General features: G+C 66.7%; 21 protein-coding genes. 9 read left to right on the forward strand and 12 right to left on the reverse strand.

Going from position 1 to position 24,648, the window contains the following annotated elements; genetic code table 11:
• The first annotated feature begins 49 nt into the window (after nt 1-49).
• From R1H25_RS05915 to R1H25_RS05925, 3 genes are all read left to right on the forward strand, one after another.
• Nucleotides 50-5,026: an NAD-glutamate dehydrogenase domain-containing protein gene (locus R1H25_RS05915; protein ID WP_088479865.1), complete on the forward strand. Its 4,977-nt coding sequence runs from the start codon at nt 50-52 to the stop codon at nt 5,024-5,026.
• Nucleotides 5,027-5,319: 293 nt separating this feature from the next.
• A complete protein-coding gene (locus R1H25_RS05920) occupies nt 5,320-6,093 on the forward strand; it encodes an NAD kinase (RefSeq protein ID WP_049445646.1) in 774 nt (257 codons plus the stop codon).
• 47 nt (nt 6,094-6,140) lie between these two features.
• Nucleotides 6,141-7,085 carry a 5'-nucleotidase gene (locus tag R1H25_RS05925; RefSeq protein WP_005410242.1) on the forward strand — a complete coding sequence of 315 codons (945 nt, stop codon included), beginning with the start codon at nt 6,141-6,143 and terminating at the stop codon, nt 7,083-7,085.
• A gap of 97 nt (nt 7,086-7,182) precedes the next feature.
• Here the strand turns inward: R1H25_RS05925 and R1H25_RS05930 are convergent, their stop codons facing one another.
• From R1H25_RS05930 to asnS, 11 genes are all read right to left on the reverse strand, one after another.
• On the reverse strand, nt 7,183-7,734 hold the full coding sequence (locus tag R1H25_RS05930) for a DUF2939 domain-containing protein (RefSeq protein WP_317223029.1): 552 nt from the start codon (nt 7,732-7,734) through the stop codon (nt 7,183-7,185).
• 55 nt (nt 7,735-7,789) lie between these two features.
• Nucleotides 7,790-8,476, reverse strand: a complete 687-nt coding sequence (locus R1H25_RS05935; protein ID WP_088479863.1) for a DUF2461 domain-containing protein — start codon at nt 8,474-8,476, stop codon at nt 7,790-7,792.
• Nucleotides 8,473-9,912, reverse strand: a complete 1,440-nt coding sequence (gene sbcB / locus R1H25_RS05940) for an exodeoxyribonuclease I (protein ID WP_317223030.1) — start codon at nt 9,910-9,912, stop codon at nt 8,473-8,475. The genes R1H25_RS05935 and sbcB overlap by 4 nt, the downstream gene beginning before the upstream one ends.
• On the reverse strand, nt 9,912-11,279 hold the full coding sequence (locus R1H25_RS05945; RefSeq protein ID WP_317223031.1) for an NAD(P)/FAD-dependent oxidoreductase: 1,368 nt from the start codon (nt 11,277-11,279) through the stop codon (nt 9,912-9,914). The genes sbcB and R1H25_RS05945 overlap by 1 nt, the downstream gene beginning before the upstream one ends.
• A gap of 31 nt (nt 11,280-11,310) precedes the next feature.
• Nucleotides 11,311-12,585, reverse strand: coding sequence for a kynureninase (gene kynU, locus R1H25_RS05950; protein WP_317223032.1), 1,275 nt, complete (start codon nt 12,583-12,585; stop codon nt 11,311-11,313).
• Between the two features lie 236 nt (nt 12,586-12,821).
• Nucleotides 12,822-13,343, reverse strand: coding sequence for a 3-hydroxyanthranilate 3,4-dioxygenase (locus R1H25_RS05955; protein ID WP_049445634.1), 522 nt, complete (start codon nt 13,341-13,343; stop codon nt 12,822-12,824).
• A gap of 19 nt (nt 13,344-13,362) precedes the next feature.
• The gene (gene can, locus R1H25_RS05960; RefSeq protein ID WP_049445632.1) at nt 13,363-14,025 is read right to left on the reverse strand and encodes a carbonate dehydratase; all 663 of its coding nucleotides are present in this window, start codon (nt 14,023-14,025) and stop codon (nt 13,363-13,365) included.
• A 72-nt stretch (nt 14,026-14,097) separates the two neighbouring features.
• Nucleotides 14,098-14,736: an FMN-binding negative transcriptional regulator gene (locus tag R1H25_RS05965; protein ID WP_049445630.1), complete on the reverse strand. Its 639-nt coding sequence runs from the start codon at nt 14,734-14,736 to the stop codon at nt 14,098-14,100.
• 7 nt (nt 14,737-14,743) lie between these two features.
• Nucleotides 14,744-15,058 (reverse strand): hypothetical protein, encoded by a 315-nt coding sequence (locus R1H25_RS05970; RefSeq protein WP_006453002.1) that lies wholly within the window; start codon nt 15,056-15,058, stop codon nt 14,744-14,746.
• A 7-nt stretch (nt 15,059-15,065) separates the two neighbouring features.
• Nucleotides 15,066-15,365, reverse strand: coding sequence for a hypothetical protein (locus R1H25_RS05975; RefSeq protein ID WP_005417403.1), 300 nt, complete (start codon nt 15,363-15,365; stop codon nt 15,066-15,068).
• Nucleotides 15,366-15,395: 30 nt separating this feature from the next.
• Nucleotides 15,396-16,790, reverse strand: coding sequence for an asparagine--tRNA ligase (asnS, locus tag R1H25_RS05980; RefSeq protein ID WP_317223033.1), 1,395 nt, complete (start codon nt 16,788-16,790; stop codon nt 15,396-15,398).
• A 128-nt stretch (nt 16,791-16,918) separates the two neighbouring features.
• Here asnS and R1H25_RS05985 point away from each other — a divergent pair, with 128 nt between their 5' ends.
• The 6 genes from R1H25_RS05985 (at nt 16,919) to zipA (ending at nt 23,247) form a co-directional block, all read left to right on the forward strand.
• Nucleotides 16,919-17,257, forward strand: a complete 339-nt coding sequence (locus R1H25_RS05985) for an iron-sulfur cluster assembly accessory protein (RefSeq protein ID WP_006376495.1) — start codon at nt 16,919-16,921, stop codon at nt 17,255-17,257.
• Nucleotides 17,258-17,465: 208 nt separating this feature from the next.
• Nucleotides 17,466-17,903 (forward strand): 30S ribosomal protein S6, encoded by a 438-nt coding sequence (gene rpsF / locus R1H25_RS05990; protein ID WP_049445625.1) that lies wholly within the window; start codon nt 17,466-17,468, stop codon nt 17,901-17,903.
• Between the two features lie 11 nt (nt 17,904-17,914).
• Nucleotides 17,915-18,145, forward strand: a complete 231-nt coding sequence (gene rpsR, locus R1H25_RS05995) for a 30S ribosomal protein S18 (RefSeq protein ID WP_002804494.1) — start codon at nt 17,915-17,917, stop codon at nt 18,143-18,145.
• Between the two features lie 105 nt (nt 18,146-18,250).
• Complete coding sequence (rplI, locus tag R1H25_RS06000) at nt 18,251-18,700, forward strand: 50S ribosomal protein L9 (RefSeq protein WP_049408589.1); 450 nt, start codon at nt 18,251-18,253, stop codon at nt 18,698-18,700.
• Between the two features lie 259 nt (nt 18,701-18,959).
• Nucleotides 18,960-22,463 carry a chromosome segregation protein SMC gene (gene smc, locus R1H25_RS06005; RefSeq protein WP_317223034.1) on the forward strand — a complete coding sequence of 1,168 codons (3,504 nt, stop codon included), beginning with the start codon at nt 18,960-18,962 and terminating at the stop codon, nt 22,461-22,463.
• 46 nt (nt 22,464-22,509) lie between these two features.
• Entirely contained in the window at nt 22,510-23,247 is a 738-nt protein-coding gene (zipA, locus tag R1H25_RS06010) for a cell division protein ZipA (protein ID WP_088026490.1), read from the forward strand.
• 99 nt (nt 23,248-23,346) lie between these two features.
• On the opposite strand, the gene R1H25_RS06015 is transcribed toward zipA, so the two are convergent.
• Nucleotides 23,347-24,465, reverse strand: coding sequence for a pyridoxal phosphate-dependent aminotransferase (locus R1H25_RS06015; RefSeq protein ID WP_317223035.1), 1,119 nt, complete (start codon nt 24,463-24,465; stop codon nt 23,347-23,349).
• Between the last annotated feature and the right edge of the window lie 183 nt (nt 24,466-24,648).

The raw sequence follows: 24,648 nt of genomic DNA on the forward strand, positions 1-24,648 counted from the left end.
GTAGGGCTACAATTTCATTTTCCCAACTGAGCAAGCGCATCGCTCTGCCATGAAACCGCAAAAAACCGCAGCCAAGACCGTGAAAAACAAGACCAAACCAGCAGAAGCGGAGGTCGCAGTTACCGCTGGTTTCTCCCTGGAGCCGGTGTACACGGCATTGCGCAAGCGTTACCCCGCGGCCGCACAGGCCGAAGCGGTGGCCTTCGCCACTGACTTCTACAAGCGCATGGAGTCGGACGAGTTTCCGCATCACAGCGCTGAAGAGTGGGCCGCTCTCGCGGCTGAGACGCTGGAATTCGCCCGTGCCCGCAAGGCCGGCAAGGCCAACGTCCGCGTGTTCAATCCGACCGCGAAGGCCAACGGTTGGGAATCGCCGCACACCGTGCTGCAGATCGTCAACGACGACATGCCGTTCCTGGTCGACACCGTCACCATGTCGCTGGCCGAACAGGGCGTGGGTGTCCACGTGCTGGGCCATCCGGTGCTGCGCTTCACCCGCGACAAGGCCGGCAAGCTGGTCAAGGTCGGCGAGGGTGATGCCGAGTCGGTGATGCTGCTGGAAATCGACCGCCAGCCGGCCGAAGCCATGGCGGCCATCGAGCAGGCCATCAACAAGGCGTTGGACGAAGTGCGTGCGATCGTGCGCGACTGGCAGCCGATGAAGGACAAGGCGCTGGCACTGGCCGACGACCTGGGCAGCCGCCAGCTGCCGGTCGACGCAGCCTCGCGCAAGGAAGCACAGGAATTCCTGCGCTGGGCCGCCGACAACCACTTCACCTTCTTCGGCTACCGCGAGTACCGCGTGGAGAAGCAGGGCAAGGAAGAAGTGCTGGCGCCGCTGAACGACACCGGCCTGGGCCTGATGCGCGGCAAGGACAAGTCCGCCGCCCGTCCGGTCAAGACGCTGGCCGCGCAGGGCCTGAACGCGACGTCCGGTCTGAAGGACGCGCTGATCCTGACCAAGACCAATGCCCGTTCGCGCGTGCACCGCGCCGGCTACATGGACTACATCGGCGTGCTGGAATTCGACGCCAAGGGCAAGATCATCGGCGAGCAGCGCTTCCTCGGCCTGTTCACCTCCAGCGCCTACAACCGTCGCCCGTGGGAAATCCCGCTGGTGCGCCAGCGCCACGAGCACGTGATGAAGCAGTCGGGCCTGGCCCCGGCCAGCCACAGCGGCAAGGCCCTGCGCCACATCCTGGAAACCCTGCCGCGCGAAGAACTGTTCCAGTCCAGCGAGGACGAACTGTTGCGTACCGCGATGGGCGTGCTGGGCCTGCAGGAGCGTGTGCGAAGCCGCCTGTTCCTGCGTCGCGACAAGTACAGCCGTTTCATCTCCGCGCTGGTCTACCTGCCGCGCGAGCGCTTCAACACCGACGTGCGCCTGCGCATCGAAGCGATGCTGAAAGACGCGCTGCACGGCGAGTACGTCGACAGCTCGGTGGTGCTGGGCGAATCGCCGCTGGCCCAGGTGCACCTGATCGTGCGCCCGAAGCCGGGTGAAATGCTCGACGTCGATACCGCCGAACTGGAGCAGAAGCTGGCCCAGGTGCTGCGCAACTGGCAGGACGACCTGCGTGAAGCGCTGGTGGCCCGCCATGGCGAAACCGAAGGCCTGCGCATCGCCGCCCGTATCGGCAAGGCATTGCCGGCCGGCTACATCGAAGACAACAGCACCGCCGTTGCCGCCAACGATGTCAGCCAGCTCGACGCCCTGACCGGCCCGGACGACCTGCGCCTGAGCCTGCAGGCCGTGCCGCGCGAAAGCGGTGATGGCCTGCGCCTGAAGCTGTACCGCCAGCTGGACGACATTCCGCTGTCGGACGCGTTGCCGATGATGGAAAACATGGGCCTGCGCGTGATCGCCGAGCGTCCGTACCGCCTGTCGGTCGACAACGCCCCGGTGTACGTGCAGGACTTCGAGGTCGAATCGACCGCCGGCGCGATCGATGCCGCCAGCGTCGATGAAGCCTTCGGCGAGACCTTTGCCCGCGTCTGGCATGGCGATGCCGAGAACGACGGCTTCAACCGCCTGGTGCTGGCTGCCGGCCTGCACTGGCGCCAGGTCGCCATGCTGCGCGGCTACTGCAAGTACCTGCTGCAGACCGGCGTGCCGTTCTCGCAGGCCTACGTGGAAGGCACCTTCGCGCGCTACCCGCTGCTGGCCCGCCTGCTGGTCGAGCTGTTCGAGGCGCGCTTCGATCCGGCTACCGGCCACGAGAGCAAGGACGACATCGCCGCCGGCCAGGCCCAGCTGAAGGCCCACTTCGATGTGCTGGCTGCTGGCGACGACGCCACCCTGAAGGTGCTCAAGACCGTGGTCGACGCCCGCAAGGGTGACCGCGACGCGCAGATGCAGGCCGCGCGCGATGCGCTGCTGAAGCTGATGGACCGCGTGTCCAGCCTGGACGAGGACCGCATCCTGCGCTCGTTCATGGGCGTGATCGACGCGACCCTGCGTACCAGCTACTACCAGACCGATGCCAACGGCCAGCACGGCCATGTCATCAGCTTCAAGTTCGATTCGGCGCTGGTGCCGGACCTGCCGAAGCCGCGCCCGTACCGCGAAATCTTCGTCTACGGCCCACGCGTGGAAGGTACCCACCTGCGCTTCGGCGCGGTCGCCCGTGGTGGCCTGCGCTGGTCGGATCGTCGCGAAGACTTCCGTACCGAAGTGCTGGGCCTGGTCAAGGCACAGATGGTCAAGAACACCGTGATCGTGCCGGTCGGCGCGAAGGGCGGCTTCTTCGCCAAGACCCCGCCGGTGAACGGTGACCGCGACGCGATCTTCGCCAACGGCGTGGCCTGCTACAAGCTGTTCATCCAGGGCCTGCTGGACATCACCGACAACATCGTCAACAACAAGATCGTGCCGCCGGTGGATGTCGTGCGCCACGACATGGACGATCCGTACCTGGTGGTTGCGGCCGACAAGGGCACCGCGACCTTCTCCGACATCGCCAACGGCCTGGCCATCGCGCACGGCTTCTGGATGGGCGATGCATTCGCCTCCGGTGGTTCGGTGGGTTACGACCACAAGGGCATGGGCATCACCGCACGTGGTGCGTGGGAGTCGGTCAAGCGCCACTTCCGTGCGCTGGGCCGTGACAGCCAGACCCAGGACTTCACAGCGGTCGGCGTCGGCGACATGTCCGGCGACGTGTTCGGCAACGGCATGCTGCTGTCGCGCCACATCCGCCTGGTCGCTGCCTTCGACCACCGCCACATCTTCCTGGACCCGAACCCGGATGCGGCCACCACGTTCGTCGAACGTGAGCGCCTGTTCACCGTGCCGCGTTCGAGCTGGGCGGACTACGACGCCAAGTTGATCAGCAAGGGCGGCGGCGTGTACCCGCGCAGCCTGAAGTCGATCGAGATCACCCCGCAGGTGCGTGAAGCGCTGGGCCTGGATGACAACGTCAAGGCGCTGTCGCCGAACGATCTGATGAGCGCGATCCTGAAGGCACCGGTCGACCTGCTGTGGAACGGCGGCATCGGTACCTACGTGAAGGCCGCCAGCGAGCAGCACAGCGATGTCGGCGACCGCGCCAACAACGCGCTGCGCGTGAACGGTGGCGAGCTGCGCTGCAAGGTGGTGGGCGAGGGCGGCAACCTGGGCATGACCCAGCTGGGCCGCATCGAAGCCGCCCAGGCCGGCGTGCTGCTCAACACCGACTTCATCGACAACTCGGCCGGTGTCGACACCTCCGACCACGAAGTCAACATCAAGATCCTGCTCAACGATGTGGTGCGGGCCAAGAAGCTGACCGTCGAGCAGCGCAACAAGCTGCTGGCCTCGATGACCGATGAAGTCGCCGAGCTGGTGCTCAATGACAACTACCGCCAGAACCAGGCGCTGAGCCTGATGGAGCGGATGGCGGTCAAGCGCCTGGGTTCCAAGCAGCACTTCATCCGTACCCTGGAACAGCAGGGCCTGCTCGATCGCCAGATCGAGTTCCTGCCGTCCGACGCCGAGCTGTCCCAGCGCAAGGCGCGCGGCCAGGGCCTGACCCGTCCGGAACTGTCGGTACTGCTGTCCTATTCCAAGCTGGTGGCGTTCGCCCAGCTGCTGGATTCGGACATCCCGGAAGATCCGTACCTGTCCAAGGAGCTGCAGCGCTACTTCCCGACCCCGCTGCAGAAGAAGTACGCCGACGCGATGGAGCGTCACCGCCTGAAGCGCGAAATCATCGCCACGGCCGTGACCAACCAGACCATCAACCGCATGGGCGCCACCTTCCTGATGCGCATGCAGGAAGACACCGGCCGTTCCATCGCCGAGGTCGCCAAGGCCTACACCATCAGCCGCGAAACGCTGGATGCGCGCGCGCTGTGGGCGCAGATCGATGCCCTCGACGGCAAGGTGCCGGAGTCGGTGCAGATCGACGCACTGGAAGTGATCTGGAAGCTGCAGCGTTCGTTCGTGCGCTGGCTGCTGTCGCGCCCGGGCGCGATGCCGGGCATCACCGAAGCGGTCAACCGCTACCAGGGCCCGTTCAACGACATCCGCGTTGCCTCGGGTGTGCTGCCGGATTCGCAGCGTCCGACCTACGAAGCCCTGGTGGCCGAGTGGAAGGAAAAGGGCCTGCCGTCCGCGCTGGCGCAGCAGCTGGCCGAACTGCACTTCCTGGAGCCGGCGTTCGACATCATCGAACTGGCCCGCACCCGCAAGCTGAAGCCGGTGGACGTGTCCAAGGTCCACTTCCGCCTGGGCGATGCCCTGCAGCTGCCGTGGCTGTTCGAGCAGGTCGATGCGCTGGAAGTCAACGGTCGTTGGCACGCCGTGGCACGTGGCGTGCTGCGCGACGAGCTGGCGGCCAACCACCGCAACCTGGCCGGCCAGGTGCTGGGCACCAAGGGCAGCAGCGCGGAGGCCAAGGTCGCAGCCTGGATGGGCCGTGACGACAACAGCCTGCGCTTCACCCTGGCGATGCTGGCCGAACTGGCCGAGCAGAAGACCCTGGACTACCCGACCGTTTCGGTCGCAGTCCAGCGCCTGGGCCAGCTGGCGGCACACGGCGCGTAAGTGATGTAGTGCCGGGCCACGCCTGGCATGCGTGAACCGGAACGGCCCCGCGAAAGCGGGGCCGTTCTGTTTCTGCCCTTGATCTTTGCGACCACCTGACCCGACGCCGGCCGTGAACCTGCCAGGTGGATGACCGGCATATCCGCCGGGACCGTGAGCGCCATGGATGGCGCGATCGAGCCCCCAGGGATGGGTTTACGGCGTGTCCCGGCGGATATGCCGGTCATCCGCCCCACGGGGTCCAACTCCCGGCGCTCGGTTATGCTCTCCATCAAACCCACCCGGATCCACCGATGAGCGACACCCCCCGCATCGCTTTCCTGGCCAGCACCACCGAGCCCGCGCAGATGGCCCGCGCGGCCATGGTGTCGCGCTATGGCGACTACACGCCCGAGCAGGCCGATGTACTGTGCCCACTGGGCGGCGATGGTTTCATGCTGCAGACCCTGCACCGGCATGGGCACCTGGGCAAGCCGGTGTTCGGCATGAAGCTGGGCACGGTCGGTTTCCTGATGAACCAGTACCGCGGCGACGATGACGTGCAGGCGCGCATCGCCCGTGCTGAACCGGCCAACCTGCGTCCGCTGGAGATGGTGGCACTGACCGAATCGGGCACCAGTACCGGCTCGCTGGCCTACAACGACGTCTCGCTGTTGCGCCAGACCCGTCAGGCCGCGCATATCGGCATCGATCTGAACGGCCAGGAACGCGTGGCCGAACTGATCGGTGACGGCGTGCTGGTCGCCACCCCGGCTGGCAGTACCGCGTACAACTATTCCGCGCACGGCCCGGTGCTGCCGCTGGGCTCGCATACCATCGCGCTGACGCCGCTGGCCCCGTATCGGCCGCGACGCTGGCGCGGGGCGATCCTCAAGGCCGACACCGAAGTGCGCTTCCGCGTGCTCGATCCCTACAAGCGCCCGATCAGCGTGACCGCTGATTCGCACGAGACCCGCGACGTGGTCGAAGTGACCATCCGCGAGTCGAAGGACCGCCGCGTGACCCTGCTGTTCGACCCGGAACACAACCTGGAAGACCGGATCCTGAGCGAACAGTTCGTTTTTTGAGGACAATAGGCGGCCGGCCCCGCCGACCGCTTGAAGGACCCCCACCGATGGGCGACAACTCCCCCCGTTTGCTGACCGTTGCGGTGACCTCGCGCGCGCTGTTCGACCTCGAGGAAAGCCACGCGCTGTTCGAGAGCGATGGCGTGGCGGCCTATGCCGAATTCCAGCGCCAGCATGAGGACGACATCCTCGGCCCCGGCGTGGCCTTCCCGGTGGTGCGCAAGCTGCTGGCGCTGAACCAGGGCGCCAGCCCGGAGAACCCGCGGGTCGAGGTGATCCTGCTGTCGCGCAACTCGGCCGATACCGGCCTGCGCATCTTCAACTCGATCCAGCATTACGGCCTGGGCATCATCCGTGCGACGTTCACCGCCGGCGAGCCGACCTGGCCGTACGTGAAGCCGTTCGGCACTGACCTGTTCCTGTCGGCCAACCCGGAATCGGTGCGCAGCGCGCTGCGCCATGGCATCGCGGCGGCGACCATCCTGCCCAAGCCGCCGGGCGAGACCGCTGCGGCAGCGGCCGACCAGATCGATACCGGTCGCCCGGCCGGCCAGCTGCGCATCGCCTTTGACGGTGACGCGGTGATCTTCGGCGACGAGAGTGAGCGCATTTCGCGCGAGCAGGGCGTGGAAGCGTTTGGCCGCCATGAACGCGAGCGTGCCCGCGAACCCCTCAGCGGCGGCCCGTTCCGCGGCTTCCTGTCGGCGCTGCACACGCTGCAGGAAGTGTTCCCGGCCGGCGAGAGTGCACCGATCCGCACCGCGCTGGTCACCGCGCGTTCGGCGCCGGCGCATGAGCGGGTGATCCGCACCCTGCGTGAGTGGGGCGTGCGCCTGGACGAAGCGCTGTTCCTCGGTGGCCGCCACAAGGGACCGTTCCTGCAGGCGTTCGGCGCCGACATCTTCTTCGATGATTCGCAGCACAACATCGACAGCGCCCGCGAGCATGTGGCCGCCGGCCATGTGCCGCATGGTGTCGCCAACGAGGGGTAGGGCCTGATAGTTGCCAACCTTGGTTGGCGCCGTCCTGGATCCATGCCCACCAAGGTGGGCACCTACCGAAAGCAGCGCCGTCGAAGGGCATGACCCGTCACGGGCTGCCCGACATCCCCAACTGCAGGTCCACCACCTTCCAGCGCAGGCCCTGCGGTTCCAGCACCACCTTCATCGGCGGCTGGTCGGGGCCGCGATCGACGTCGATCACGAAGCGGTCCAGCGCTTCGAAGTGATGCTCGGCGTTCTTCAATGGCCGTGCCGGCTCGGTCGCGCCGAAGGCATCACCGCCCTGCAGTTCATTGTGGCCGCGCTTCCACAGCACGTGGCCCTGCAGCATCGCGCCGATGCCGGTCGGGGTCACCATCGTCTCCACCGCCGCACCACCGAGCTGGTCGCCCAGCCCGTAGAGCAGGGCGCCGAACGGGCTGGCCGCTACATCCGGGCCGGCCTGGCGGACCAGATAGTCGTTGAGCTGCGCGCGCAGGCTGCTGCGCACGCGAGGGAAATCGACATAGCGTTGCAGTCGCGCCGTGTCACGTTCTTCGATGGCCTTGGACAGGCCGTGCACGGTCATGTACGGGCCGCCGAACCACCACGCAGCCAAGGCCAGGACGAGCAGCACAGCCAGTGCAGTGAGCTTCTTCATGCTGTCCAGACTGCCGCAAGTAAGGCAGCCAGTGGTGAACGGCAGGTGATGCGGCTCAGAACTCCAGGTCCAGCGCCGCGCACAGGTAGTCAACGAACGGGCCGAGCCCCGCCAGGTCCTTGCCCAGCGTGGACAGCAGGCGTGGGCCGGTCATGGTGGCGTCGTCCAGCGAGCGCCACATCACCCAGTTGCGGTGCTTGAGGTCGTCAATGAACTCGAAGTCTGCCGGAAAGCCGCGCGGCGGCCGTACCAGCTTCTCGCTCTCCTCGAAATCGAAGCGCTTGCGCAGCGCCGGGGCATGCGCAGCGGCCTTCCAGCTGCCGGGGTTGTCGAGAATGAAGTGGCGCACGCGGCGCTGCGTCTCGGGTTCTGGATGCCACAGGCCGGCGCCGACGAAGCTCTCGCCCGGCTGCAGATGCACGTAGAACGAGGGCGCGGCCACTTCGCGGCGGCGCTCATGGAACAGGCGTGCACCCTGCCAGGTCTTGTACGGGGATTTGTCGTTGGAGAAGCGCGCGTCGCGATGGATGCGGAACAGCGAGCCGCCGACGCCGCGGGTATCGGCGCGGAAGTGCTCGCTGATCTCGGCCAGCGCCGGCTGCAGGTCACCCAGCAGGCGCAGGAATGGCTGCCGGACATGGTCTTCATACTGCTGGCGGTGATCGTTGAACCAGGCCTTGTCGTTGTGCCGCGCAAGGCTGCGCAGGAACTTGAAGCTGGCGTCCGAGAAATAAGTGCTCACAGCGTCTCCTGCAGGTGCTGGCCCCAGTCGCGCAGCGATTGCAGCAGGGCCTGGCGCCGGGTGTCATCGGGCGCTTCGGCGGCCAGTGCATCCAGCTGCTGCTGGTACTGGGGCAGGTTGAGTTCGCCCAGGCCGCCGTCTCCGAGCAGGCGCTGGCGGCGGTAATCCTGCCAGCGCTGGCGTTCAGGCGGCGCGAGGCTGTCGGGATGATTGCGCGCGCGGTAGCGGAACAGCAGCTCCGGCAGGCGCGGGTCGCGGAAGCGACCTTCCAGCGCGGCCAGCTGCTCGGGCGCAGTGGTGCGTGCAAGCGCAAGCAGCGGCTTGTCACCGTTGCCTAGGAAGCCGTCGTACAGCGAGGCATCGACGTCGGCCACGGTGGCGGCGCGGGGCTGGTTGTAGACCTGCCGGGCTTTTTCGGCCAGCTGCGGGGCGAACGCGCGCAGGCGTTCCACCTTGGCTTCGATCGCAGCCACATCCAGGCCGAGGCGCGCGTGGTCATCGGCGCGCAGGTGGTTCCAGGCGATCAGCGCCGGCACCTTGTTCAGATGCACTTCCTTCAGAGGTACCCGTGCCGCGCCTTCGGGCAGCTCGCTGGCGCGCATGTACAGGCGCTGTGCGATCACCTCGGCCGGCAGTTCCAGCAGGTCGTCGATCTCGCCTTCCAGGTCGAACACGATCACCCGGTTGTTGATGGTCGGGTGCACGGCCAACGGCAGCACCGGTGCCGCGCACAGGCGGCTGGCCGGGTAGCGCATGGAAATGTGCAGCACCGGCTTCATCGCGGCCACGTCCAGCAGGCCGCCGACGAAGCGCTTGTCGCGCAGCTTCAGGGCGTAGTCCCACAGGCGTGGTTGCGACTGCTTGAACAGCCGCGCCATGCCGATGGTGGCGCGCACGTCGGACAGTGCTTCGTGCGCATCGCCTTCGCGCACGTGGTTGGCCTCGGCCAGGTGCTCAAGCTTGAACGAGGTGGCGCCATCCTCGCGCAGCGGCCACTGGATGCCGTCCGGGCGCATCGCGCGCATCAGCCGCAGCATGTCCAGCAGGTCCCAGCGCGAATTGCCGTTGCGCCACTCGCGTTCGTACGGGTCGTGGAAGTTGCGGAACAGCCCGTAGCGGACGAACTCATCGTCGAAGCGCAGCGTGTTGTAGCCCAGCGCGCAGGTGCCGGGGCGCGACAGCTGCTCGTTGATGCGGTCGAAGGCCTCGGCCTCGCTGATGCCCTCGGCCATTGCCTGCTGCGGGGTGATGCCGGTAACCAGGGTGGCCATCGGCGAGGGCAGCAGGTCATCGGCCGGGCGCACGAAGAAGCTGACCGGGGTGTCGATTTCATTGAGATCGGCGTCGGTGCGGATGGCGGCGAACTGCGAGATGCGCGTGCGCCGCGGGTCCTGGCCGAAGGTTTCCAGATCGTAGAACAGGAAGCTGTCAGCCATCAGTGCGCGCCCTCCAGGACCGGCAGCTGCGCGTGGATCTGCGCTTCCAGCGCGGCCCAGTCGATGTTGTCCAGTGAATCATGGCCGGTGGTGGCGGCCACCAGCATGTCGCGTTGCAGTTCGGTGCGGCGCAGCGCCTCGGCGTACGGCGTGTGCAGGAAGGTGACCATCGTGTAGTGCGGCACGAAGCGGGTCGGCCAGCGCCGCTGCAGTTCCTGCTCCAGTTCGCGCTGCAGCAGGAATGCGGGATCGGCGACGCGGTCGCGCATCTCCAGGTAGTTCTCCAGCGCCATCTGCTGGATGGCACGTGCGTTCGGCTTGCGCTCGGCTTCGAACGCGGCGAACGCACCTTCCAGATCATCGGCCTCCATCAGGTGGCGGGCCAGCGCAACGCAGTCCTCGAACGCGCAGTTCATGCCCTGGCCGTGGAACGGCACCATCGCATGCGCGGCGTCGCCGATCAGCACGGCACGGCCCTGCTGGTGCCAGCGTTCCAGGGTGAGTGTTCCGAGCAGGCCTGGCGGGTGCTGTTCCCAGTCCGCGCGCAGGTTCGGGATCAGCGGCAGGGTGTCGGCGAACTCGCGCGCGAACAGCGCCTCGGCCTGCGCGCCGGTATTGATCGTGGCGAAGCTGGGATCGCCCTGGTTGGGCAGGAACAGGGTGACGGTGAAGGTGCCTTCGTGGTTGGGCAGGGCGATGCACATGTAGTGGCCACGCGGCCAGATGTGCAACGCATTGCGCTCGATGCGGAAGCTGCCATCGGCGGCCGGCGGGATCTCCAGCTCCTTGTAGGAATGGTCGAGGAAGGCAATGTCCTCACCCAGCGGTGCACGGCGGTTCATCGCCGCACGCAGTGCCGAGCCCGCGCCGTCGGCACCGATCAGGGTGTCGAAGTGGATGTCGTGCGGGCTGTCGTCGCGGTCATCGATGAAGCGCGCGTAGCCGGCATCGAAATCGACGGTATGCAGGCGGCGATGGAAGTGCACGGTGGCGCCGGCCTGTTCGGCCAGTTCCAGCAGCGTGGTGTTCAGGTCGCTGCGGTGGATCGACCAGATAACTTCGCTGTCATCACGGCCATAGCGCTGCAGCTGCGGTTCGCCGTCGCGTGGGTGCACCATGCGGCCGCGCATCATCACCGCGCGCGCCATGACCTCGTCTTCCACACCGGCCTGGCGCAGCGCGTTGCGCCCACGCTCGGCCAGCGCCAGGTTGATCGAGCGTCCGCTCTCGTAGTCGGCCACGCGCGGATCGCCGCGGCGTTCGTACAGGGTGATGCGCCAGCCCTGGCGTGACAGCAGGATGGCCAGCAGGGACCCGGCGAGGCCGGCACCGATAATGCTCAACGAGCGGGAAGCGTGTGCGATCAACGAACTGTCCAGCAGTAGGGGAGAGGCCGGCTTAGAGGCCGGCCCAGGCTTCCACTTCCTCGACGAAGTGATGCACGTCCAGGTAGCGGTTGTAGAGCGGCGTGGGCGAGATGCGGATCACGTCGGGCTCGCGCCAGTCGCCGAGCACGCCGATGCCGCGCAGGTGTTCGAACAGTGCGCGGCCACGTTCGCGGCCACCGATCACGCGCAGCGACAACTGGCAGCCGCGGCGCTGCGGCTCGGCCGGGGTGATGATGTCCAGCACGCTGGACAGGCGCGCGCGCACCAGCGCTTCGAGCATGCCGGTCAGCGCCAGTGACTTGCTGCGCAGCGCCTCCATGCCGGCGCGCTCGAACAGGTCCAACGAGGCCCGCAGCGGCGCCAGGCCGAGGATCGGCGGGTTGCTCAGCTGCCAGCCTTCGGCGCCGATGGCTGGGGTGAACTGCGGTGCCATCTGGAAGCGTGTGGCTTCCTCATGGCCCCACCACCCAGCAAAGCGCGGCAGGGTGGTATCGCGGTGGTGGCGCTCGTGCACGAAGGCGCCAGCCACTGCGCCCGGGCCGCTGTTGAGGTACTTGTAATGGCACCACACGGCAAAATCGGGTGCGATGTCATGCAGGCGCAGCGGCAGGTTGCCGACCGAGTGCGCCAGGTCGAAGCCGATGCGTGCGCCCTGCAGGCGGGCGGCACGGGTGATCACATCGAGGTCGAAGGCCTGGCCGGTGCGGTACTGCACGCCTGGCCACAGCACCAGCGCCAGGCGCGGGCCGTGTTCGGCGATGGCGCGTTCGATCGCTGCCAGCGATATCGTGCCGTTGACCTCGTCCGGCTGCACTTCCACCAGGCACTCGGCCGGGTCGAAACCATGGAAGCGGATCTGCGCCTCCACCGCATGGCGGTCGGTCGGGAATGCGCCGGCTTCCATCAGGATCACCGGGCGCTCGGCCGTGGGCCGGTAGAAGCTGACCATCATCAGGTGCAGGTTCACGCTCAGCGTGTTCATCGCCACCACTTCGCTGGGCAGCGCACCGACCACGCGGGCCAGCTGCGCGCTCACCAGGCGGTGGTAGGACAGCCACTGCGTGGGGCCGGTGAAGTGGCCTTCCACCGCCAGCTCGCCCCACTGCTTCATCACTTCCTGCACGGCCGCCTGCGCGCCACGCGGCTGCAGGCCCAGCGAGTTGCCGACGAAGTAGGTCTGCTCGCCACCACCGTGGCGCGGAATCAGGAATTCATTGCGCAGCGGGCGCAGCGGATCGGCGGCGTCCAGGGCAATGGCGTGGGTGCGGCTGAGCAGGTCGGACATGGTCGGGCAACAGGCTGCAACGGGACCGCCAGTGTAGCGTCTGGGGCATGGCCCGGTAGCAGCCGGACCGGCACCAGCGCCGTGTGATCCGGTAGTCGCCCACCTTGGTTGGCGCACGTACAAGAAAGTGCCCACCAAGGTGGGCATCTACCAGAGCGGGAGCGAGCAAGCGCCGGGCATCTACCAGGGCGGGAGCGAGCAAGCGCCCACCAAGGTGGGCGACTACCGTTCGGGGCTCAGCCCGCCGCCGGCGTCGGCAGCGGATCCACGTGCCCGCACTGGCTGCAGGTACGCAGCTCCAGGCTGGCGTGGTAGCGCGCGAACACCTTCGGCAGATCGGTCTCGATGTTCAGCAGCGCGAAATACTCTTCGTGCAGCTTGTGGTTGCAGCGTTCGCAATGCCAGATCACTCCGTCCATCTCATGCGGCAGGCGCTTGCGCTCGACCACCAGACCGATACCGCCGGGCGGGCGCCGCGGCGAGTGCGGCACCTTCGCCGGCAGCAGGAAGATCTCACCGGCACGGATCGGAATGTCGCGCACCGCGCCGTCTTCCTGCACCTTCAGCACCATCTCGCCTTCGAGCTGGTAGAACCACTCCGGACCTTCGTCGTAGTGATAGTCGGTGCGCGAATTCGGCCCGCCCACCACCATTACGATGAAGTCGCCATTGTCGATCATCTTGTTGCCCACCGGCGGCTTCAGCAGGTGGCGGTGTTCTTCGATCCAGGCGTGCAGGTTGATCGGCGAAGCGAGCATGGTGGTCTTCCGTAGGGAATCAGTCGCGCTTGCCCTTGCGCGGAACGTAGGACAGGGCCTTTTCATAGGCGGGCTGCAGCTCTTCCTGCGAACCGACGTCGATGCCCATCTCGCGCACGCGTCCGTCCTTCAGGCTGTAGACCCAGCCGTGCACCATCAGCTTCTGGCCGCGGGCCCAGGCGTCCTGCACGATGGTGGAGCGGCACAGGTTGGCAACCTGCTCGATCACGTTCAGTTCGCACAGGCGCGCGTGCTTGAGCTCATCGGTGTCGATCGCATCGAGGATGCCGGTGTGCTTCTGCATTACGTCGCCGACGTGGCGCAGCCAGTTGTCGGCCAGGCCGACGCGGGTGTTGTGCAGGCAGGCATGCACGCCGCCGCAACCGTAGTGGCCGACGATCAGGATGTGCTTCACCTTCAGCTGGTCCACCGCGTACTGCACCACGCTCAGGCAGTTCAGGTCGGTGTGGGCGACTACGTTGGCCACGTTGCGGTGCACGAATACTTCGCCCGGCGCCATGCCGATGATCTGGTTGGCCGGAACGCGCGAGTCGGAACAGCCGATCCACAGGTATTCCGGGTGCTGCTGCTTGGCCAGCTGGTGGAAGAACTCGGGGTCTTCCTTTTCGATGCGGTCGGCCCAGTCGCGGTTGTTCTGCAGCAGTTTGTGGATGTCTTTCATGTAAGGGTCCCTGGCGTCGGGTGGGGGCGCGCCGCAGCCATCCGGCTGCGTCGTTGCGGGAATCTTGGGCGTTCAGTCGCTGCGGGCGGCCTGTTCGCGGTGCCAGCGCATCCACTGCGCCAACTCGATGGAAGAGGGTGTGCCCAGCTGTTCCAGTTCGGCGATCACCGCGCGCTGGTTGGCGTCGGGATGGTTCTGGCTCAGTTTGAGCTTCAGTTGCACCTGCTCGACCTGGAACCGGAAGCCGACGATGGCGCGCAGCTCCGGGCCGTGTTCGGCACGCGTGGCATCGAACTGCCAGGCCTGGCCGACGCTGGCCTCGAAGCGGTCGCTGATCGCGCCAACCAGTTCGGCCAGCGCATCAGCGTCGTCGAAGGTCTGCAGCTGGCCACGCAGCTCGGCAGCGGCGTAGTTCCAGGTGGGTACCCGCGCGGCGGGTTCCTTGTCCGGATACCAGCTGGCCGAGACGTAGCCGTGTGGGCCATCGACCAGTACCTTGGCCGCGCCGCTGTGGCGCGACTGCGGGTTGGCGCGGGCCCAGTGGCCGCGCAGTTCGATCTGGTCGCCGTCACGCCGGTACAGCACTGGCATCCGGGTCAGCTCCGGCAGGCCATCGCTGCCGACGGTGAGCACCGTGACGAACGGGTCGCGCGCCAGCAGGCGGTCCAGCCAGAGCAGGTCGGTCTCGGCGAAGGCGCGCGGGGTGAACATGCAGGGGTCAGGCGCGCCCGCCCAGCGACTGGATCATGCGGCCACGCAGGCCCTCGTCGCTGTCGGCCTGCGGCGGCTGCACTTCGTGCAGGCTGAAGCCGCGCACCAGCGCGTCCTCCTCGTCCAGGCCGTCGTACTCGACGAACTCGGCGTCGAACAACTGCGAACGGGCAGTGTCTTCGCTGTCATAGCTCAGCGTGTTGCCATCGCTGTCGAGCACTTCGGCGGTGCCGGCCGGGCGCACGCGCAGGCGCGCCCAGATCAGGGTGTTGCCGAGGCTGGCCAGCCACCAGCTGTCGCGCGAGGCGGTGATGTCATTCATGGATGTGTTACCAGAGCGAGGCCAGCCAGAGCAGGGCGGCCATGCCCAGTCCGGCCAGCAGGGTCAGCAGCGATACCCAGGCCGGCGTCGCCAGCCCGGACAGCGAGCGGTCGGGCTGCTGGCGATAGTCGCGGCGCAGCAGCCAGGCCAGGGCATCGGGCTTGAGGAAGGCGCCGCTGCCGAAGCGCTCGGCGAGCGCCGGGTGGCGGTCGCGCACGTGCACCAGGGTCAGCGGCCAGAAGATCACGAAGGCACTGAACCCGGCCACTGCAACGCCGACGAAACAGAGGGCGAAGAACAGGGTCATGGGAGCGGTACCTCCGTGATCGTGTGGGGCTTAGAAGTCCGCGCTGCCCGGGGCGCGCGGGTAGGGGATCGCATCGCGGATGTTGGACAGGCCGCAGACATAGACCACCAGGCGTTCGAAGCCCAGGCCGAAGCCCGCGTGCGGCACCGAACCATAGCGGCGGAAGTCGCGGTACCAGCTGTAGTGCTCACGATCCAGGCCGAACTGGGCCATGCGCGCATCCAGCACGTCCAGGCGCTCTTCGCGCTGGCTGCCGCCGATGATCTCGCCGATGCCCGGGGCCAGCACGTCCATCGCGGCCACGGTCTTGCCGTCGTCGTTCAGGCGCATGTAGAAGGCCTTGATGTGTTCCGGATAGTTGGTCACCACCACCGGGCGGCCGACGTGTTCCTCGGTCAGCCAGCGCTCGTGCTCGGTCTGCAGGTCCAGGCCCCATTCGACCGGGAAGTCGAACTTCTTGCCGGACTTCTGCAGCAGGCTGACCGCATCGGTGTAGTCGATGCGCTCGAACGGCGCGTTGATGAAATCTTCCAGCTTGGTGATCGCGTTCTTGTCCACGCGCTCGGCGATGAAGGCCAGGTCGTCGCTGCGCTCGTTCAGCACCGCGCGGAACAGGTACTTCAGGAACTCTTCGGCCAGGCGCGCGTCTTCGGCCAGGTCGGCGAAGGCGATTTCCGGCTCGATCATCCAGAACTCCGCCAGATGGCGGGTGGTGTGGCTGTTCTCGGCGCGGAAGGTCGGGCCGAAGGTGTAGACCTTGCTCAGCGCCAGGCAGTAGGCCTCGACGTTCAGCTGGCCGGACACGGTCAGGAAGGTTTCCTTGCCGAAGAAGTCGCGGCTGAAATCGATCGCGCCCTTCTCGTCACGCGGCAGGTTCACCATGTCCAGGGTGGACACGCGGAACATCTGGCCGGCGCCTTCGGCGTCGGAGGTGGTGATGATCGGGGTGCTGATCCAGTTGAAGCCGTTCTCGTGGAAGAAACGGTGCACGGCCTGGGCCAGGCAGTTGCGGATGCGGGTGACCGCGCCGAACAGGTTGGTGCGCGGGCGCAGGTGGGCCACTTCGCGCAGGAATTCCGGCGACATCGGCTTGGGCTGGATCGGGTAGGTCAGCGGGTCCTCGACCCAGCCGACCACCTCCAGCGTGCTGGCCTGGATCTCGAACGACTGGCCCTTGCCCTGCGACTTCACCAGGGTGCCGGTGGCGATGACCGAACAGCCGCTGGTCAGGCGCTTGATCTCGTCGAAGTTGGCCAGGCTGTCGCCGGCCACGACCTGGATCGGGGCGAAGCAGGAGCCGTCGCTCACATTCACGAAAGCCAGATTCGCTGAACCGCGCACCGTGCGCACCCATCCGCGTACCGTGACTTCGCCGCCTTCCGGGATCTTCCCGGCAAGCGCATGTTCAACGCTGACCACCGTCATGACTTGAATCCTCTGCTGATCGACTCGATCTGTGAACACGGGAGTTTACCGGTTGCAGCGTTCTGCTTGCGAGGCATTTTTCGCGGCAACGGCTCCTTATAATGTCCCCGTACCTCTGGAGTAGCCCCATGGCCGTCAGCCTGACCCCCATTGCCTTCGAGCGCGTGCAGCGCTTTGTCGCCCAGACCCCCGGCGCGCTGGGCCTGCGTTTCGGCGTGACCAAGACCGGTTGCTCGGGCTGGGGTCACATCACCGACCTGGCCCGCGACGAGCGCGAGGGCGATACCGTGTTCGACCAGGACGGCGTGAAGATCTACGTCGATGCCAAGAGCCTGGCGCTGGTGGACGGCACCGTGATCGACTTCGGCAAGCACGGCCTGAGCGAGACGTTCACGTTCAGCAACCCGAATGCCACCGCCGAGTGTGGCTGCGGCGAGAGCTTCACCACCGACGCCGACAAGGCCTGAGGGCCGCCTGGGTAGTTGCCGACCTTGGTCGGCACGGGTGAAGGGCATCCCGGTTCAGGAGCTCCAGGGCACCCCGGTTGCCCGGTCACCCCATCTGCGCCATAATGCGCGGCTTCCTGCCTTCCTGGCGGGGATCCTTGCCCCACCGCGGTATCAACGGCGGGGGGCTGTCCGGCCGCAAGGCCACATCCGAAAGGTAGAAAAAAACATGAGTCGTCATTACGAAATCGTGTTCATGGTCCACCCGGACCAGAGCGAGCAGGTCCCGGCCATGATCGAGCGCTACAAGTCGCTGGTCGAGAACGGCAACGGCACCATCCACCGTCTGGAAGACTGGGGCCGCCGCCAGCTGGCGTACCCGATCCAGAACCTGGTGAAGGCCCACTACGTGCTGCTGAACATCGAAGCCGACCAGGCCGTGCTGAACGAGCTGACCGAAAGCTTCCGCTTCAACGACGCCGTGCTGCGCAACCTGGTCATCAAGCGTGACGAGGCTGACACCGAGCAGTCGCTGATCATGAAGAGCAAGGACGAGAAGGGTGACAAGCCGGAGCGCGGTGAGCGCCGTCGTCGTGACGACGAAGAAGGCGAGTCCACCACCACCGCTGACAACGAAGCCGGCGACGACGCCGCTTCCGCCGCCTAAGGAGCCTTCCCATGTCCAAGTTCTTCCGTCGCCGCAAGTTCTGCAAGTTCACGGCTGAAGGTGTGAAGGAGATCGACTACAAGGATCTCAACACCCTGCGCCAGTACCTGACCGAGAACGGCAAGATCGTGCCGAGCCGCGTCACCGGTACCAAGTCGAAGTACCAGCGCCAGCTGGCGACCGCCGTCAAGCGCGCTCGCTTCCTGGCCCTGATCCCGTACACCGACAACCACGACGTCTGATGCCCGGCGGGGCGGCCCGGTGCCGCCCCCGCTGTGCCAGCTATTCGGACAGCCTTTGTTGCGGGGCATCGCCTCGCTAACGAATAACTCATCTGGAGCAATACCATGCAGCTGATCCTCCTGCAGAAAGTCACCAACCTCGGCAACCTGGGCGACCTGGTCGACGTGAAGCCGGGCTACGGCCGTAACTTCCTCGTGCCGCAGGGCAAGGCCGTTCCGGCCACCGAGAGCAACAAGGCCGAGTTCGAAGCCAAGCGCGCCGAGTACGAAGCCAAGGCCCAGGCCATCCACGCCGACGCTGACGCCCGCAAGGCCAAGCTGGAAGGCGCGAGCGTGACCATCCCGGCCAACGCTTCGACCGAAGGCAAGCTGTACGGCTCGGTCGGCGCCCGTGAAATCGCCGATGCCTTCACCGCTGCCGGCCTGCCGGTCAGCAAGAGCGAAGTCATCCTGGGCGAAGGCGCCTTCCGCAACATCGGCGAATACGACGTGCTGATCCACCTGCACGCCGACGTCGAGACCACCGTCAAGGTCGTCGTCGTCGCCGAAGCCTGATCCCACGCCGAAAGGCCTGGAATCACCGCAGAACGGGCGCCCGCAAGGGTGCCCGTTTTGTTTTATGGCTCCGTTTCGTGGTGTCGGGCCGCGCTCGGCCGGCGGGGTGGGGCTGGACAATGTTCCACGCCCATTCGTAGAACACGGCCACATCGGTATACTCAGGGCGTCACACCCGTTCCACGGGCATCGATCCCAACAGGATCAATGACTTGGAGGGTAAACGCAGGCCGCTTGCCGGCCCCAGTCCGGAACCCCTATGCGTCTTTCCACGATCAAGCTGTCCGGCTTCAAGTCGTTCGTCGATCCGACCACCCTGCACCTGCCGACCAACATGACCGGCGTGGTGGGGCCCAATGGCTGCGGCAAGTCGAACATCATCGACGCCGTGCGCTGGGTCATGGGCGAGAGTTCGGCCAGCCGCCTGCGTGGCGACTCGCTGACCGACGTGATTTTCTCCGGGTCCAATGCCCGCAAGCCGGTCTCGCAGGCCACGGTCGAGCTGATCTTCGACAACTCCGACCACACGATCTCCGGCGAGTACGCCTCGTTCAACGAAATCTCGGTCAAGCGCACGGTCAGCCGCGACGGCACCAGCAACTATTACCTCAACGGCACCAAGTGCCGCCGCCGCGACATCACCGATCTGTTCCTCGGCACCGGCCTGGGCCCGCGCAGCTACTCGATCATCGAGCAGGGCATGATCAGCCAGATCATCGAAGCGCGCCCGGAAGACCTGCGCGTGTACCTGGAAGAGGCGGCGGGCATCTCCAAGTACAAGGAGCGCCGCAAGGAAACCGAGACCCGCATCCGCCACACTCGCGAGAACCTGGACCGGCTGGGCGACCTGCGCGACGAGATCAGCAAGCAGCTCGAACACCTCAAGCGCCAGGCCAAGCAGGCCGAGCAGTACCAGGCCCTGCAGGAAGAGCGCCGGGTCAAGGATGCCGAGTGGAAGGCGCTGGAATTCCGTGGTCTCGACGGACGCCTGTCGAAGCTGCGCGAAGGCCTGTCGCAGGAAGAGACCAAGCTGCAGCAGCTGATCGCCGACCAGCGTGATGCCGAGGCCCGCATCGAGACCTCGCGTGCGCGGCGCGAAGAGGCCGCCGACGCGCTCAACACCGCGCAGGCTGCGGTCTACCAGGTCGGCAGCACGCTGGCCCGCCTGGAGCAGCAGATCCAGCACCAGCGTGAGCTGTCGCAGCGCCTGCACAAGGCGCGCGATGAAACGCAGCAGGCGCTGGCCGAACTGGGCCAGCACATCAGCGGCGACGAGGCCAAGCTGAGGGTGCTGCGCGAGGCGGTGGAGGCTGCCACCCCGCAGCTGGAGGAGCTGCAGGAAGAGAACGAGATCAAGCAGGAAAGCCTGCGCGAGGCCGAGGACCGGCTGGGCAGCTGGCAGCAGCGCTGGGAACAGCACACCTCGCAGAGTTCGGAGGCCTCGCGCGCCGGCGATGTCGAGCGCACGCGCGTGGACTATCTGGACAAGCAGATCCTTGACGCCGACCGGCGTCGTGAAGCCCTGGCCGCCGAGCGCGCCGGCTTGGACGTGGATGCGCTGGAAGAAACGTTCGAGCAGCTGCACCTGCAGCACGACACGCAGAAGACCGCGCTGGATGAATTGAGCGAAGACGTCGAACTGCGCAAGCAGGGCGTGGCGGCGGTGCAGGAACAGCAGCGCAATGGCCAGAACGAACTGGCCGAACTGCGCAAGCAGGCCAACGGCCTGCGTGGCCGCCTGGCCTCGCTGGAAACCCTGCAGCAGGCCGCGCTGGGCCAGGAGCAGGGTGCGGCCGTGGCCTGGCTGAAGGCGCGTGGATTGGATTCGGCAGCGCGTGTCGGCGAACGCCTGGACGTTGATGCCGGCTGGGAAAATGCCGTGGAAAGCGCGCTCGGCCAGTTGATCGAAGGCGTGCTGGTTGATGATCCGGCCAGCCTGGTCGATGCCCTCGGCGAACTGGGCGAGGGCCACATCGCGCTGGTTGCCAACGATGGCGCGGACCTGAAGGTCGCACCGACCTCGCTGGCCGCCCGCGTACGTGGCCCGGCAGCGATCCGTCGCCTGCTGGCACACCTGCATGCAGCAAAGGACCTTTCCGAAGCGAAGGCGTTGCAGGGCAGCCTTCCGGAAGGCGATTCAATCATCACCCAGAGCGGCGAGCGCCTGGGCCAGGGTTGGCTGCGCGTATCGCGCTCCGGTGCAGCCCAGCAGGGCGCGCTGCTGCGCGAGCGTGAGATCAATGAACTGCGTGAGCAGATCGAGCAGCTGCAGGACCGCGAGGCCGAGCTGGAAGAACAGCTGAGTGGTTTCCGTGAGCAGCTGCAGGCCGCCGAGCAGCAGCGCGAAGACGCGCAGCGTGCGCTGTACCAGGCCCATCGTGCGGTCTCTGAACTGGCGGGCCAGTTGCAGGGCCAGCAGGGCAAGGTGGAAGCGGCGCGCACGCGTATCGACCGCATCGAAGGTGAGCTGAAGCAGTTGCAGGAAACGCTGGAAGCCAACAACGAGCAGGCGCGTGAAGCGCGCTCACGGTTGGAGAACGCGGTCAGCAGCATGGGCGACCTGGAATCGACCCGGCAGCGACTGGAGGGCGAGCGCCGCCAGCTGACCGAGGCCCGCGACCTGGCGCGCGATGCTGCACGCGCGGTGCGTGAGCGCTCGCACTCGCTGGCGCTGACCCTGGAATCACAGCGGGCGCAGCTCGCCTCGTTGAGCCAGGCATTGGAGCGCATGGGCACCCAGCGCGGGCAGCTGGATTCGCGCCTGGGCGAACTGCATTCGCAGCTGGATGAAGGCGATTCGCCGGTCGAATCGCTGCAGGCCGAGCACCAGAACGCGCTGGAAGAGCGCGTGCGCGCGGATCGCGTGCTGACCGAGGCGCGCACGCTGCTGGACGGCATCGACGCCGAGCTGCGCAACTACGAACAGACCCGCCACCAGCGTGACGAGCAGGCGCTGGCCCAGCGCGAGCGCATTTCGCAGCGCAAGCTGGACCAGCAGGCGCTGGTGCTCAGCGCGGAGACCCTGCAGGCGGCGGTGGAGAAGGCCGGCTTCGTGCTGCAGGACGTGCTCAACGCATTGCCCGAGGATGCCCGCCTGGGCGACTGGGAGCAGGCCGTTCACCAGATCGACGGCCGCATGCGCCGGCTGGAGCCGGTCAACCTGGCCGCCATCCACGAATACGGCGAGGCTTCGCAGCGCTCGGATTACCTGGATTCGCAGCACACCGACCTGACCACCGCGCTGGAAACCCTGGAAGACGCCATCCGCAAGATCGACCGCGAGACCCGCGGTCGTTTCAAGGACACCTTTGATCGTGTCAACGCTGGCGTGCAGGCGTTGTACCCGCGCCTGTTCGGTGGCGGCCACGCCTACCTGGAACTGACCGGTGAAGACCTGCTCGACACCGGTGTGACCATCATGGCGCGTCCTCCGGGCAAGCGCGTGTCCAGCATCTCGCTGCTGTCCGGCGGCGAGAAGGCGATGACCGCGGTGGCGCTGGTGTTCGCCATCTTCCAGCTCAATCCCGCGCCGTTCTGCCTGCTGGACGAGGTGGACGCGCCGCTGGATGAAGCCAACGTCGGCCGCCTGGCCAACATGGTCAAGGAAATGAGCGAAAAGGTGCAGTTCCTGTTCGTCAGCCACAACAAGGCGACGATGGAGGCCGCGCACCAGCTGTCGGGCGTGACCATGCGCGAGCCGGGCGTCAGCCGTCTGGTCAGCGTAGACCTGGAAGAAGCCGCGCGATTGGCGGGCGCGGCCTGACGTGCCATCCTAGTTACCTGAATGAACTAGCCGGAGAACCTATCGAATGTCCGACACGGCACTGTTGCGCATCGGCATCCTGGCCGCCGGCCTGCTGTTGATCGCCGCGATCTTCCTGTTTGGCCGTCCGAAAAAGAAGCCCCAGGGGCGCCGCGTGGAAGGCGCGGAACCGACCAGCGGCGAGCGCCGCGAGCCGGTGCTGGGCGAAGACGGCGTCACCGTGGCCGATGGCCGCGTCGAACCGGGTATGGGTACGGAAGGCGAGCAGGCCGAACTCGGCCTGGGTGAAACCGACCCGGGCGCCAGCGACCTCGGCAAGCGCGCCACCCAGGATTTCGACAAGATCGTCTCGTTGTTCGTGGCCGCCCGCGCCGGCGAGCAGCTGCGTGGTGAGGACATCGTGGTGGCGGCGGAAAAGACCGGACTGGTGTTCGGTCACATGAACGTGTTCCACCGGTTGGTGGAAGGCCACCCCGAGCGCGGCCCGATCTTCTCGATGGCCAGCATCATGAAGCCGGGCAGCTTCGACATGGCCAACATCCGCGCCATGGAGACTCCGGCCATCGCCTTCTTCCTGACCCTGCCGGCGCCGCTGACCGCGCTGGACGCGTGGGAGAAGATGCTGCCGACCGTGCAGCGTATGGCCGAGCTGCTGGATGGCGTGGTGCTGGATGACAGCCGCAACGCCCTGGGCCGCCAGCGCATCGCGCACATCCGTGACGAGCTGCGCGCCTACGACCGTCAGCACCAGGCTCCGCCGCTGACCAAGACCCCGCGCTGGTAAATGCTTTTTTCGGTGTGCCGACCAACGGTCGGCACCCACAACAGTAGATCCACGCCATGCGTGGATGGGGCGAACCAAGGTTCGCCCCCACCAACAGGGTCAGGCCGGTACGCCGGCCGCCTTCGCGAACGCATGGCGGAACGCGGCCATCTCCTCTTCGGTGCCGACGGTCACGCGCACGCGCTGTGGCCAGATCGGCCAGCTGCGGCCGATGATCACGCCATTGTCTGCCATCGCCTTGGCAAAGGCGGCACCGTCGCGCTGCACATCCACCACGAAGCAGTTCGCTTCCGACGGCACGCAGCTGAAACCACGCTTGCCCAGCCACGCGATGGTGGCTTGCCGCACCTTGGCATTCTGCAGGCGGCGCTGCGGAATCAACTGCGGATCGCGCAGGCTGGCCAGTGCAGCGGCCAGCGCCGGCACCGGCAGTGGGTTGTCGCCCAGGCTGGCCAGTTCGCGAAGGCGGTCGGGATGCGCGGCCGCCACGCCTAGGCGCAGGCCGGCCATGCCATACAGCTTGGAGAACGTACGCAACACGATCAGGTCATCGCGCTGCGCCACTTGTGCGATCAGGCTCGGCTGTTCGCTGTACTGCAGGTAGGCCTCGTCCAACAGCACGCGGGTGGATGCGGGTTTGTGGGCCAGCAGCCAGGCGAGCTCATCCGGCGGGCTGATCGAACCGGTGGGGTTGTTCGGGTTGCACACATACAGCAGTCCGGTCGGGCGTGCGTGTGCGGCGGCGACCATCGCACGCAGGTCATGTGCGCCGTTGTCGCGCAGCGGCACTTTCTGCACGTGCGCACCGTGGGCGGTGGCGACCTCGCCCAGCGTCTCGAAGGTCGGGTCGGCGACTACCAGTCCCGCCTGCGGGCCGGTCCATAGCACGGCGGCACGGTTCAGCGGTTCGCTGGAACCCGGATAGAGCCGCACATGATCGGCCGGGATGCGCGCCTGTTCGATGAAGGCGTCGCGCACCTGACCGGCCAGTGCGAAACGGTAGCGGCCGCAACCGGCGATGCTGTCGCGTGCCGCCTGTTGGGCCGCGGGCGAGGGGCCGTAGGGACATTCGTTGAAATTCAGCAGCACCGCGCCTTCGGCAGGGGCGGCGGCTGTCGCGGGTTGGGCATGGCCGAGCTGCGGCAGCCCGCTGCCGGCGACAGCGAGGCCGGCACCGGCCAGTTGCAGGAAGCGTCGACGGGAAGCAGGCAGGGTCACGGGCAGGATTCCGAAGGGCAGACCGTCGCACGCTAGCGCTGGTGGGGATGGGCGGCAAGCTGCTTTTGCAGCGTCGAGCCGTGCTCGACCACAGACGTGCCAACCAAGGTTTGCACCTATCGGAGCTGGGAAGAAGGTTGGTACCTGCTGGAGCGGGGAAGTGCTTGGCGCCTGCCAAAGCGA

Source organism: Stenotrophomonas veracruzanensis, assembly GCF_032911525.1.
GTDB lineage: Bacteria > Pseudomonadota > Gammaproteobacteria > Xanthomonadales > Xanthomonadaceae > Stenotrophomonas > Stenotrophomonas africana.